Origin of the sequence: Arthrobacter sp. SRS-W-1-2016 (assembly GCF_002009585.1) — a bacterium.
GTDB classification, from domain to species: domain Bacteria; phylum Actinomycetota; class Actinomycetes; order Actinomycetales; family Micrococcaceae; genus Arthrobacter; species Arthrobacter bambusae_A.
Window position 1 is genome coordinate 22,756 of the sequence record NZ_MTPV01000020.1, and the last position, 11,753, is coordinate 34,508.

The 11,753-nt window shown below is 65.7% G+C and carries 11 protein-coding genes and 1 tRNA gene; all 12 read right to left on the minus strand.

All coding sequences use genetic code 11. The features are described 5' to 3' along the window. Positions 1-196: 196 nt before the first annotated feature. Positions 197-270: transfer RNA gene (locus BMF89_RS04935), tRNA-Leu, on the minus strand. A gap of 43 nt (positions 271-313) precedes the next feature. Beyond that, a complete protein-coding gene (locus BMF89_RS04940) occupies positions 314-1,234 on the minus strand; it encodes an N-acetyltransferase (protein ID WP_078105966.1) in 921 nt (306 codons plus the stop codon). 147 nt (positions 1,235-1,381) lie between these two features. Then, the gene (locus BMF89_RS04945; protein ID WP_078105967.1) at positions 1,382-2,827 is read right to left on the minus strand and encodes an FAD-dependent oxidoreductase; all 1,446 of its coding nucleotides are present in this window, start codon (positions 2,825-2,827) and stop codon (positions 1,382-1,384) included. Positions 2,828-2,898: 71 nt separating this feature from the next. Then, on the minus strand, positions 2,899-4,281 hold the full coding sequence (locus BMF89_RS04950) for a S8 family serine peptidase (protein ID WP_078105968.1): 1,383 nt from the start codon (positions 4,279-4,281) through the stop codon (positions 2,899-2,901). Positions 4,282-4,311: 30 nt separating this feature from the next. Next, on the minus strand, positions 4,312-5,262 hold the full coding sequence (locus tag BMF89_RS04955) for a Ppx/GppA phosphatase family protein (protein ID WP_078105969.1): 951 nt from the start codon (positions 5,260-5,262) through the stop codon (positions 4,312-4,314). After that, on the minus strand, positions 5,259-5,975 hold the full coding sequence (locus BMF89_RS04960) for a DUF501 domain-containing protein (protein WP_171983399.1): 717 nt from the start codon (positions 5,973-5,975) through the stop codon (positions 5,259-5,261). The genes BMF89_RS04955 and BMF89_RS04960 overlap by 4 nt, the downstream gene beginning before the upstream one ends. 56 nt (positions 5,976-6,031) lie before the next feature. Next, on the minus strand, positions 6,032-6,769 hold the full coding sequence (locus BMF89_RS04965) for a septum formation initiator family protein (RefSeq protein ID WP_078105971.1): 738 nt from the start codon (positions 6,767-6,769) through the stop codon (positions 6,032-6,034). Between the two features lie 157 nt (positions 6,770-6,926). Then, entirely contained in the window at positions 6,927-8,207 is a 1,281-nt protein-coding gene (eno, locus tag BMF89_RS04970) for a phosphopyruvate hydratase (protein ID WP_078105972.1), read from the minus strand. A 93-nt stretch (positions 8,208-8,300) separates the two neighbouring features. After that, positions 8,301-8,930, minus strand: a complete 630-nt coding sequence (locus BMF89_RS04975; protein WP_078105973.1) for a MazG nucleotide pyrophosphohydrolase domain-containing protein — start codon at positions 8,928-8,930, stop codon at positions 8,301-8,303. A gap of 70 nt (positions 8,931-9,000) precedes the next feature. Continuing rightward, entirely contained in the window at positions 9,001-10,155 is a 1,155-nt protein-coding gene (locus BMF89_RS04980) for an adenosine deaminase (protein WP_078105974.1), read from the minus strand. Positions 10,156-10,183: 28 nt separating this feature from the next. Next, complete coding sequence (locus BMF89_RS04985; protein ID WP_253190709.1) at positions 10,184-10,879, minus strand: DedA family protein; 696 nt, start codon at positions 10,877-10,879, stop codon at positions 10,184-10,186. 219 nt (positions 10,880-11,098) lie between these two features. Beyond that, entirely contained in the window at positions 11,099-11,749 is a 651-nt protein-coding gene (locus tag BMF89_RS04990) for a DedA family protein (RefSeq protein WP_078105975.1), read from the minus strand. Positions 11,750-11,753: the final 4 nt, after the last annotated feature.

Genomic DNA, 11,753 nt, shown 5'->3' on the forward strand with positions numbered 1-11,753 from the left:
CACTTTCACTTCGAACATGTTCCATGAGAGTACTACCAAATATGTGTCGTGGAACACATATACGCAGGTCAGGATCTAATAACGGTGTGTCACCGCAGTGCCCGGAGAGCTCTTCGCGTGAACGCGGGGTTAAATTCTCGTCACGGCACAGCTTGGCGCAAACAAAGAAGGTGGCACGGCCCGCATTTCTCGTGCGTGCCCCAGGTGGGACTCGAACCCACAACACGCGGATTTTAAGTCCGCTGCCTCTGCCAATTGGGCTACTGGGGCGCCCGGATAATGGTAACCCAGCGCACTCCCCTCTTTTGGCCTCCTACAGCGCTTGGAAGGGCGCGGCATAACGAAAGGTTCCGCTGGCGCCGTCGGGCCATGCTTTGAGGGGCAAGAGCTGGAAATGGTCTCCCCACCCTGCGTCGGGTGCCGACACGCCCAGCTTGCGGGCGGGAAGAAATCCGAAGCGAGGGTAGTACTCGGTGCTGCCCAGCAGCGCGATGCCCGGCTCCCCCGCCTCCTCGGCCCGCCGGGCCGTTTCCCGCAAAAGCGCAGATCCGATGCCACGCCGCTGGAGGTGCGGCTGGACGCTGATGGGGCCCAGTCCCAAGAGCGGGAGTCCTCCGACCCTGCCGCGGGTGCAGATGACGTGGCCTACGATTTCCCCGCCCATCTCCGCCACGATGCTGAACTCCGGCAGGTAATCATCGGAGTCGAACAGTTCCCTCAGCAGCTTCACTTCGGCCGGGACTCCTTCGACGGGCAACCCGGTGACCGCGCTCGTGGAAAACGCGGCCGCCGTGAGCGCCAGCACGGACTCGCGGTCCGCCGGCTGCTCCGTCCGCAGCACTACGCCTTGGCCCAGCAGCTCCAGCACTTCCATGGCGTGCCGCCGCTCAGTGGACGGAACCAAAAGGTGGTCGTGATGGAACCCGGCGAGGACGTTGCAGCTGATGCCGGCCGCCGTCAGGGCGGAGCTGACTGCCGCGGTGAGCCCCACAGCTTCCAGCGCGGAGTGGATTTGAAGAGTGATCCACGCGGCCACGAAATCGTAGGCCAGCCCCAGGCGGCCGGCTTCCTCGCGCCGCAGCACCACGGTGAGGCCTTCCGCTTCGCGGACAGCGGCTTCGATATTGCCTTCAAGCGGTCTGCCGTGCGGCCACAAAGCGTAGACGTAGTCGCCCTCCCGAATCACGGGATGCATGGATCTCAGGAGGGTGGTCAGATCGCTTTCGCCAGCCATGCTGCAAGTCTAGGACCCGGCGTCGCCGAGATGCCGAACCGCCGCCGCGGACCGGACGGCACGGCACGGCACGAGGATTAAAACGACGACGGCGGCCGCCTCCCGCGTGGGAGATGGCCACCGTCAGCGGGACTGCTTGAGGTGCCGCTATTTGGCGTCAGCCGTGACCGGAGCCTTGGCTTCGGAAGGTGCGGCAGCCGGTGCGGGTGCGGCGGCCGGCTTGGGAGCCGGGGTGGCCGCGGCAACGAAGGCTCCGCGCGGGTTGTCGAGGTCCAGCAGCTGCGTGGTGTCGCGGCCCATGGTCATGCCGAGGATCCAGTTGAAGATCACGCGGACCTTGCGCTCACCGGTGGGGATGGCCAAGCCGTGGTAGCCGCGGTGTGCCAGCCAGGCAAGCCCGCCCTTGAGGCCGATGCGGCCCAGGAGGTTGATGTTGGCAACGCCCTTCCACTCGCCGAAGCCGGCGACCGCACCGAGGTTCTTGTGCTTGTAGTCACCCATCGGCTTGTCCCAGCGGGAGGCCCACAGGTTCTTGGCGAGGCGCTTGGCCTGGCGAAGGGCGTGCTGGGCGTTCGGAACACAGGTGCCGTCCGGCAGGCCGCTGCCCGTGAGGTCCGGAACCGCGGCGATGTCGCCGGCGGCCCAGGCGTTGTCGATGATGCCTTCGTCGCCAGCGATCCGCAGGTCCGGGAGGACGCGGACGCGTCCGCGCGGCTCAAGCGGGAAGTCGGTGGAACGGATCATCGGGTTGGCCTGCACGCCGGCGGTCCACACGAGGGTGTCGGCTTCGAACTCCTGGGCAGGGGTCTTGTCCGGCAGGTTGATGAGCTTGAGGCTGCCCTCTGCGTTGTCGAGGGAGGTGTTGAGCAGGACCTCGATGCCGCGGCTGCGGAGGTGTCCCACAACCCACTCGGCCTGGGCTGCGGTGACCTCGGGCATGATGCGGCCCATGGCTTCGACCAGGACGAAGCGGACTTCCTCCTGGCGGATGCGCGGGTTGTTCTTGACGGCAGCGCGGGCGAGGTCTTCCATCTCGGTGATGCACTCGATACCGGCGAAACCGCCACCCACCACCACGAAGGTCAGGGCCTTGGCGCGCTCGGCGGCGTCGGTCATGGTGGAGGCGACCTCGATGCGCTCAAGCACCTTGTTTCGCAGGGCGACCGCTTCTTCGATGGTCTTCAGGCCAATGCCTTCGTCCGCGAGGCCCTTGATGGGGAAGGTGCGGGTAATGGCACCGGCGGCAACCACGACGTCGAAGTAAGGGATCTCGAAGTTGTCTCCACCGTCGGCCGGAGCAACAACGGCGGTGCGGTTCTGGTGGTCGATGCTGGTGACGCGGCCCTGGATGAGTTCCGTCTGCTTGAGGTGCTGGCGGTGCGAGATAACGGCGTGGCGTGCCTCGATGTTGCCGCCTGCCACCTCGGGGAGGAAGGGCTGGTAGGTCATGTAGGGAAGAGGATCGACGACGGTGACGATGCCGCCGGCGTTCGCGATCTTCTTCTGCAGCTTGAGTGCTACGTACAGGCCGACGTATCCGCCGCCGACAACGAGAACACGGGGACGGTCAATGAGCTCAGGGGTGGTTGCCATAAGAATAGAGTACAGCACCTTGTGAAAATCTTCACTAACTATTTCCCGAATCTACGCACCTGCGCCGGGGGCTATTTCGGGCCGCCCTGATCCACGACGTCCACCACGCCGGTCGCGGGCCCGTCGGGCAGTCCGGGGGAGGTCCGGTAGGCGCGCCTCAATTGGACGGAGGCGCCCGCAACGATCGCCACGAAGAGCGAACCGAAGCCGATCACCACAGCGGCCGGAACGGCTGTGTCGGACTGCGAGGGCGCCTTGGCGACGGGAACAGTGGGATCGGCCAAGGTCGCCGCGGGGATGCTCGGCGTCGACGTTGCCTGCGGCGTGGGGCTGCTGAGGTCCCCGCGTCGGTGGACCCTGATCCAGTCCGCAATGGATCCCACCGGATTGCTCGTCGCCTCCGGCACATCGGCTTCCAGGGCCGCCTCGGCGTTGAGGATGCCATAGCCGTAGATCGGGTCCTTGCCGGGCGCGCCGGCATCCACGGCCGTGGACACTATCCTGTTGATGACCTGCTTGGCGCTCATATCAGGCCATTTCGAGCGGATGAGCGCCGCAACGCCGGAGACAATCGGCGCGGAACCCGACGTGCCTGCCCAATCCTCGTAGCTCCCCCCGGGCAGGCCCCCCACCAGCTTTTCCGCGGGCGCCGAGACGCCGATGCTGATTCCCTGCGATGAAGCATCGACGCTGGCCATGCGGTTCCGGTCGAGTCCTGCCACGGTCAGGACGCCTGGAATCGTGGCGGGCGCGCCCACCTGGACGTTGCCGCCGATCCGGTTGCCCGCCGCGGCCACGATCACTACGTCCTTTTGTTCGGCGTAGAGGAATGCCGCGTCCCAGCTTTGGGGCCAATCCGGCGAAGTGCTGCCGAGGGAAATATTGATGACCTTGGCGCCGTTGTCCACGGCCCACCGGACAGCTTCGGGAATCTGTTCCTGGTCCGTCTTGCCCGCCGGGTTCGGTGAACCGAGCCAAGCGGAAACGGACAGGATCTGGGCCTCGGGGGCTACGCCCACGATTCCGTCGGTGCCGACGCTGGAACCTGGCGACGGAGACGACGACGGGGAGGCCGACGGGTTGGGAGCAGCGTGTCCACGCCCGGCAAGGAGCGTGGCGACGAGGGTTCCGTGCTCGGGTTTGGCCCCGATGCTCTTCTGCCCGTTCGGATCGCCCGCGCCGGAAGCGTCGGTTCCGCCGACCACCGCACCTTTGAGATCGGGGTGTTGTCCGTCCACCCCGCTGTCGATGATGGCCACCTTCACGCCCGCGCCCTTGGATACCTGCCAGGCGGCGGTGATGCCGTACTCGTTGAGCCAGTATTCCTTGTCCCGCCACGAGTCGGCGAACGCCGAGGGCGCGGCGACAAGGGCCCCCGCAAGGCTTCCCCCGGCCAGCATGGCGGCCAGCGCGGCCGATGCCGCGCGGCGGCGCCAACCGTGTGGCAACGTCATCAGCGGATACCCATCTTTAGCGGACACCCATCATGAGCGGATACTCAGCGCGATGCCGTCGAGGATGTCATGCTCGCTGGAGATGGCCGCTGTGATGGAGCCGTTTCCGGGCTCGGCCAAACGCTGGAGGACGCGGCGCCAGACGAGGGCTCCGGCTCCGATGACGTCAACACGTCCGGGGTGCATGTAGGGCAGCAGGGCACGCTCTTCGCGGCTCATTTCCAGCAGGCTCGTGGCGGCCTTGCTGATGGTCTCCAGGTCCAGGCTGGCACCGTGGATCAGTGCGGGATCGTACTCGCCCAGGCCCAGGGCGTGCGCCGTGATGGTGGTGACGGTTCCGGCAACGCCGACGACGGCGGTGGCCCGGCCCAGCGGGACCGTGCGGGCGACGAGATCAATGGCTGCGTCGACGTCGGCTTCCGCTGCGGCGATCTGCTCCGGCGTCGGAGGATCGCTGCGGAGGTGCCGTTCAGTCAAGCGCACGCAGCCGATGTCGACGGATTTGGCGGCAATGACGCCGTCGGAGTCGCCGAGGACGAACTCGGTGCTTCCGCCGCCGAGGTCAACCACCAGCACCGGATCCTTGCCGCGTGATGGAAGCACGCTGCTTGCACCGGCGAAGGACAGCGCGGCTTCTTCGTCGCCGGAGATGACCTCGGGCTCGACGCCCAGCAGCTCCCGGATCCCGTCAACGAAGACGTCCCGGTTGCGGGCGTCGCGGCTCGCAGAGGTCGCCACGAAACGGACGCCCCGGGCATCATGACGGCGGATCAGCTCGGCGTAGTCGGCGGTTGCCGCGAAGGTGCGTTCGAGCGCCTCGGGAGCAAGCTCGCCGGTGGCGTCAACCCCTTGGCCGAGGCGAACGACGCGCATCTCACGGACGATGTCCCGCAACGGAGACCCTGTTCCCGCGCCGTTGGAATCCGCGATGAGTAGGCGGATCGAATTGGTGCCACAATCGATGGCGGCTACCCGGTTCATGCGTTGCGCTCCCCTGCGGCCGACTCCGCGGACGCTTCTGCTCCGTGGGAGGACTTGGATTTGCGGACAGGTGCGGGACGGCCCACGATGTCCGGCAGGCCCTGCGGTCCGTGGCGGCTGAGGTCCCTGGACGGGGCCTCCCCTGCGCTGTCCCACGCGCCGTCGCAATAGCAGCGGTCCGCGGTCCACCATTCGCTGATCGCCTCGATGGCCTCGTCGCCGAGCGGATTGACGCCGGGACCGGCCGCCAGGGAGTGGCCAACCAGGACGTGCAGGCACTTCACGCGTGTGGGCATGCCGCCGGCAGAGACGCCGGCGATCTCGGGGACGTCCCCGGTGCCGACACGTCCGGCAATCTCGTCACGCGCCTGGAGATAGGCCTCGTGGGCGCCCCTGTAAGCCGCAGCCAAAGGCTCGTCCTCGGTGAGCCGCTCGTTCATCGCATTCATGAGCCCACCGGCCTCCAGACGCGACACGGCTGCGGTGATGACGGGGTGCGTCAAGTAGAACGTCGTCGGAAACGGAGTGCCGTTGCTCAATCGCGGAGCGGTCGCGGCGACCAACGGGTTGCCGCACACGCAGCGCGCCGGGATTTCGACGACGTCGCGCACCGGCCGCCCGAGCTGGCGGCTGAGGATTTCGAGATCGTGTGCTGATGGCTTGCGTGACTCCTGCGATGCAGGTGCCGAGGTCTCTTCCACTGGCGCTGCCATCCTTCCTGCCCTGTTTGGTCGCGCCCGCCAGGGCGCGACGGCGGCGGGCACCGCGTCTAGTCTGTTGCCGAGCGCCTGATGGATTCCCATAGCCCATCCACCCACGGCAGATTGGACGGGCTTCCGGAAGCCCCTGAGCTGGTGCTTCCACCGGGTGTCCCGGCGGGAACGTCTCCACCAAACACCCAGTAGCCTGCTTCACCCGGCATAACCATGTTAATGCGGTCCCGGGCTTGTTGTTTCACGTAGTTGGGGTCCTGCCACCGCGTGATCTGCTTCTGGAGGCTGGCTTGCTCGGCCTGCTTGCTCGCAATATCGGCTTCCAGGCCCGAGATTTCAGCCTTTTTCTCCAACCAGATCTTGACCGTGGGCGCGAGCATGATGGTGATCGCTATCATCACCACGGCGAGGGCAAGCATGCGGCCGGAGAACGCCTTCGCGGGCACCGGGCGCGCGCCGTGGTCCTTGTCCTGGTGGGTGGAGCCAGCGCCGGACGTTTTGCCGGATGCCTTGCCGACAACCGGCAAGTTTCCCGGCCCGCCCGCATGCGGACGTCCCGGTTTCGGGGCAGCTCCGCCCTTTGTGCCGGACTGGCCCTTGCTTTGGGCGCTGCCTTCGGCTGTGGCATTGGACGGCGCCCTGGACCCGGCGTGAACCGCGCTTTCCTGTTGGGGCGCGGTTGCCTTGCGGGACTCGCCGAAGTCGGCACGGATGACATGGCCGCTGTCGGGGTTCTTCTGGGGCGAACGGCCGAGGGCATCGGCCCGGGGGACCTTGGGTCGGCGGGTGGCCATGACACTCCTGTAATGCCTGGTGCTTGCCTGGCGGGTTGCTGCGCGTTGTGTGCCTCACGGAGCCTGCGGTTTGCCGAAGTGCTCGCACATTTCGTTAAACAGAACCGGTGGCTATGGTCTTTCCACCATAGCCACCGGTCAGCTGTTTCAGCGGATACTAGCCCTTGAAACGCGGGAACGCGCTGCGGCCGGCGTAGCGAGCGGCGTCGTCGAGTTCTTCTTCGATGCGCAGCAGCTGGTTGTATTTGGCGACGCGCTCGGAGCGGGCCGGGGCACCGGTCTTGATCTGGCCCGCGTTGGTGGCAACCGCGATGTCAGCAATGGTGGTGTCCTCGGTTTCGCCGGAGCGGTGCGAGGTGATGGTGGTGTAGCCCGAGCGCTGGGCCAGGGAAACGGCATCCAGGGTTTCGGTCAGGGAACCGATCTGGTTGACCTTCACGAGCAGGGAGTTGGCCGTGGCGGAGTCGATGCCCTGCTGCAGGCGGACCGGGTTGGTCACGAAGAGGTCGTCGCCGACCAGCTGGACCTTGTCACCGATGGTGTCGGTAAGGGTCTTCCAGCCTTCCCAGTCGTTTTCGTCCAGCGGGTCTTCGATGGAGACCAGCGGGTAGTCGGCAACGAGTTCGGCGTAGTAGGCGCTCATTTCGGTGGCCGAGAGTGCCTTGCCTTCGAACTGGTAGGCGCCGTCCTTGTAGAACTCGGACGAGGCGACGTCCAGTGCGAGGGCGATGTCCTTGCCCGGGGTGTAGCCGGCGTTCTTGATGGCTTCCTGGATCAGGTCCAGTGCAGCGCGGTTGGACGGCAGGTTCGGAGCGAAGCCGCCTTCGTCGCCGAGGCCGGTGGAGAGGCCCTTGGCCTGCAGGACCGACTTGAGGTTGTGGTAGACCTCAACGCCCCAGCGCAGGCCTTCGGAGAAGGTCTCCGCGCCGATCGGGGCGATCATGAATTCCTGGATGTCGACGTCGGAGTCGGCGTGGGAGCCACCGTTGAGGATGTTCATCAGCGGGACGGGCAGGACGTGGGCGTTCGGGCCGCCCAGGTACTTGTACAACGGCAGGTCCGCGGAGGCGGCGGCTGCGTTGGCCACCGCGAGGGAAACGCCGAGGATGGCGTTGGCGCCGAGCTTGCCCTTGTTCGGAGTGCCGTCGAGGTCGATCATGGCCTGGTCGATGCTGCGCTGGTCCGTGGCGTCGAAGCCGATCAGGGCCGGGGCGATTTCGTCGATGACCGCGTCAACGGCCTTCTGGACGCCCTTGCCGAGGTAACGGCCCTTGTCGCCGTCACGCAGTTCAACGGCTTCGTGCTCGCCGGTGGAAGCACCGGAGGGAACTGCCGCGCGGCCGATCTGGCCATCGGAAAGCAGAACTTCAACTTCTACTGTCGGGTTTCCGCGGGAATCAAGGATCTCGCGGGCGTGGATGGCATCGATAAGCGCCATGGACTGCTCCTTATGGTGAAGCGATTTACTGGGAATCTTGAGGGAAATTCTCGACGTCCTCGTCGCCACTAGCCTAGTCGAGACGGGCCAAGGTTACGGAACAGCGTCGGACCCCTCACGTTTTGTGGCATCGCCCTCGCGGCCCTGGTAGCGGCGGACCGCAGCGCGCAGGGCCCGTTCGGCGTCGAAACCCTTCTCCCTTGAGCCCGCGACGACGGCGAGCAGCAAGTCTCCAAGCGCAGCTTCGGAGTCGGGAACCTCCGCCGCCGCGACGGGGCGGCCCCTGAGCTCCGGGCCGCCCGAACGCTCGGCACGCTCAAGCGACTTTTGCGCCAAGGCAAGGGCAGGAAGGTGCGGCGGGATGCCTTCGAAAGGATCCGAGCGCCCGGGCTTTTCGGCCTTCTTCACGGCGTCCCATTTTTCGACGATCTCCTCCACGGTGGCCGGGAAGGAATCCTGCAAGGATCCGTCGGGCCTGAAGACGTGCGGATTTCGCCGCACCATCTTTTCCGTGATGGTGCGGGCGACGTCGTCGAACGTGAACTGTCCGCGTTCCTCGGCGAGCCGGGCGTGCAGCACTACTTGGAGCAGCACGTCACCCAGCTCGCCGCGGAGTTCGTCGGCCGTGTCGGTGCCGGCCGCGCCGGCTTCGATCGAGTCGACCACTTCGTACGCTTCCTCGATCAGGTACTCGACGAGGGATTCGTGGGTCAGCGCCCCCATCCACGGGCAGTGCTCCCGCAAAGAGGCTATCTTCCCCAGCAGCTCCCCAACCGCGCCTGCAGGGCTTTGTTCAGCCAAGGTTGGCGTAGGCGTCGTTGATGTACTCCACCAACGCTTCTTTTTCGTCCAGCGGCAAGAACGACGACTCGGCCGCGTTGAGGGTCAATTCGAGGAGGTCGTCGAGATCGTAGTCGAAGGTCTCCACGAGAAGCTCGAACTCGTCCGTGAGGGTCACGCCGCTCATGAGCCGGTTGTCCGTGTTGATGGTGACGTTGAAGCCCAGCTGGTACAGCATGTCCAGCGGGTGGTTCTCGATGCCTTCGCCGAAGTTCGCGATGGCGCCGGTCTGCAGGTTGGACGAGGGGCAGATTTCCAGCGCAATCCCGCGATCGCGGACCCAGCCGGCCACCTCACCCAACGTGACCATGCCGATGGTGTCCTCGGCGTCGTCGTCGGCTTCTTCGCCTTCGGCGTCCTCGAATTCAACCGAGATGTCCTCGGCGATACGCACGCCGTGGCCCAGCCGCAGGGCCCGGCCGTCCACGAGTGCGGACTGGATGCTGTCCAGGCCTGCTGCTTCGCCGGCGTGCACGGTAGCCGGAAAATTGTGCTCGGCCAGGTAGGTGAAAGCGTCCTTGAAGCGGGACGGCAGGAAGCCGTCCTCGGCTCCGGCGATGTCGAAGCCCACGGCTCCGTTGTAGCGGTGGCGCACGGCGAGCTCGGCAATTTCCTGGCCGCGGTCCGCGTGGCGCATCGCCGTGATGAGCTGGCCCACCTGGATCTGCCGGCCGGACTCCTCAACAGCGTCCACGCCGGCGTCGAGCCCTTCCTGGACCGCGTCCACAACCTCGTCCAGGGTGAGGCCCTTCTGCAGGTGCTGCTCAGGTGCCCAACGGATCTCGCCGTACACGACGCCGTCGTCCGCGAGGTCCTCAACGAACTCCTTGGCTACGCGTGCCAGGCCTTCCTTGGTCTGCATGACGGCAATCGTGTGGTCGAAGGTTTCGAGGTAACGGACCAGGGAACCTGAATCCGCGGACTCACGGAACCACTGGCCCAGCGCTACGGGATCCGTGGACGGAAGGGTGTGGCCGACGGCCTCCGCCAGCTCGATGATGGTGGCCGGGCGCAGTCCCCCGTCCAGGTGATCGTGAAGGGAAACCTTCGGCAGGCTCTTCAGGTCGAAATCAAGGGCAGGGGCGGCATCAACAATAGGCTCAGTCACGTCTCAACTCTAGGGGGACGGAAGAAGCTTAGCCAGCAGGGTGTGAGCGCTCGACGCCGGCCGCCGCGTTAATCGCGGTCCCTTCGTCTGCTGCGGCTGCTGATTCTTTCTTCTCCGCGTCCTTCTTCTCGAGGTGCTTGTGCCACCAACGCAAGGTGTGGTCCACGATGACGCCGAGTACCACGGCGAATGCCACGGCAATCCCCACGCCAAGGAGCGGGTTGTTGTGCACCCAGTGGCCGGCGAGCGATCCGACGCCGATCGAATAGACAACCCACGTGAAGCAGGCGAAGGCATCCAGGAAGAAGAAGGTCTTGTGGCGGAATCCGGTTTGTCCGGCGACGTAGTTCACGGCGACGCGGCCCCAAGGGATGTACCGGGCCGTGAAGATGAGCACGGCGCCGCGTTTGTCCAGCTCGTAGTGTGCCCAGGCGAACATCTTCTGGACCTTGGGCTTGCGCATCCATTTCCAGCGGTCCAGGCCGATCTTGCGGCCCAGCATGTAGGCCATGTTGTCACCGGCCATGGCCCCAACTAGCGCGGTGGCGCCGAGGAGCCACAGGTTGGGCTCGCCGCGGTGCATCGCGAGGGCCGAGAGCCCGACGATGGCCGTCTCGCTGGGAAGGATCGTGGCAAAGCCGTCGATGAAAAAGAAAACCAGGAGCACCGGGTAGATCCACGGTTGCCCGGCGGCATGCTCGAGCATGTGGTTCATGAATTCCACGCAGGCATTGCTCCTCAAGGAAAGTCACGCGGTTGCGCGACACAGATCGCTATCCAGTGTCCCATGGCCGGGACCTCGTTCGCTACGCCCCTGCCCGGGAAGAACACAATTTAAGGCTAGCTCGAAAGGTGGAATGGACGCATCCCCCTGTGGACGGATCTTCCGGTCCCATGGGAGTCATACCCAGGGAGGAGGCAGCGCCGCCTTGGCCACCCCGCCTCACATGACGGCTTCCTCTTCGGGCTCCCCGGTCTCTTCGTCCTCTTCAGTGATCGGCGTGGCCCCGCGGACTTTGCTGATGATCCGGTCCACGATGATTCCGAGGATGACGGCCGCGACGATCGCGATGGTCGCCCCGAGCAGGTGGTTGTGCTCGAACCACTGGCCGAAGAACAATCCGATAGCCACCGAGTAGCTGGCCCACAGAATGGCGGACATCGCCGTGAGGGCCACAAAAATGCGGCGCGGGAATCCGGTTGCACCGGCTGTGAGGTTGACCGCCACGCGGCCGATGGGGACGAACCGGGCCACCATGATCAGTGACGCGGCCCGGCGTCGGAGTTCCCGCCCGGCCCAGCGAAAGGCGCTTTGCATCCTTGGAGAACGCAACCACCCCCAACGGCGGACACCTATCCTGCGGCCGATCGCATAGGCGATATTGTCGCCCGTGAATGCCCCGAGGGCGCCCACCAGGATCAACAGCCACGTGTTGGGCGTCCCAGCCGTCGCCGAAACGGCCGCGAGTCCCACCACCACCGACTCGCTCGGGATGGGCGGGAAGAAACCATCGATCACGCAGCAGGCAAAAACCAGAAGCAAGACCCAAGGCTGCCCGGCTGCCGAGAGGATGAAGTCGTTGATCGCCTGCACGGTC

Excerpts from the sequence above, each read along its gene's own strand:
- BMF89_RS04945 (WP_078105967.1), bottom strand. The coding sequence starts at position 2,827 with ATGGCAACCACCCCTGAGCTCATTGACCGTCCCCGTGTTCTCGTTGTC.
- eno (WP_078105972.1), bottom strand. The coding sequence starts at position 8,207 with ATGGCGCTTATCGATGCCATCCACGCCCGCGAGATCCTTGATTCCCGC.
- BMF89_RS04960 (WP_171983399.1), bottom strand. The coding sequence starts at position 5,975 with ATGGCAGCGCCAGTGGAAGAGACCTCGGCACCTGCATCGCAGGAGTCA.
- BMF89_RS04975 (WP_078105973.1), bottom strand. The coding sequence starts at position 8,930 with ATGGGGGCGCTGACCCACGAATCCCTCGTCGAGTACCTGATCGAGGAA.
- BMF89_RS04950 (WP_078105968.1), bottom strand. The coding sequence starts at position 4,281 with ATGACGTTGCCACACGGTTGGCGCCGCCGCGCGGCATCGGCCGCGCTG.
- BMF89_RS04940 (WP_078105966.1), bottom strand. The coding sequence starts at position 1,234 with ATGGCTGGCGAAAGCGATCTGACCACCCTCCTGAGATCCATGCATCCC.
- BMF89_RS04955 (WP_078105969.1), bottom strand. The coding sequence starts at position 5,262 with ATGAACCGGGTAGCCGCCATCGATTGTGGCACCAATTCGATCCGCCTA.
- BMF89_RS04965 (WP_078105971.1), bottom strand. The coding sequence starts at position 6,769 with ATGGCCACCCGCCGACCCAAGGTCCCCCGGGCCGATGCCCTCGGCCGT.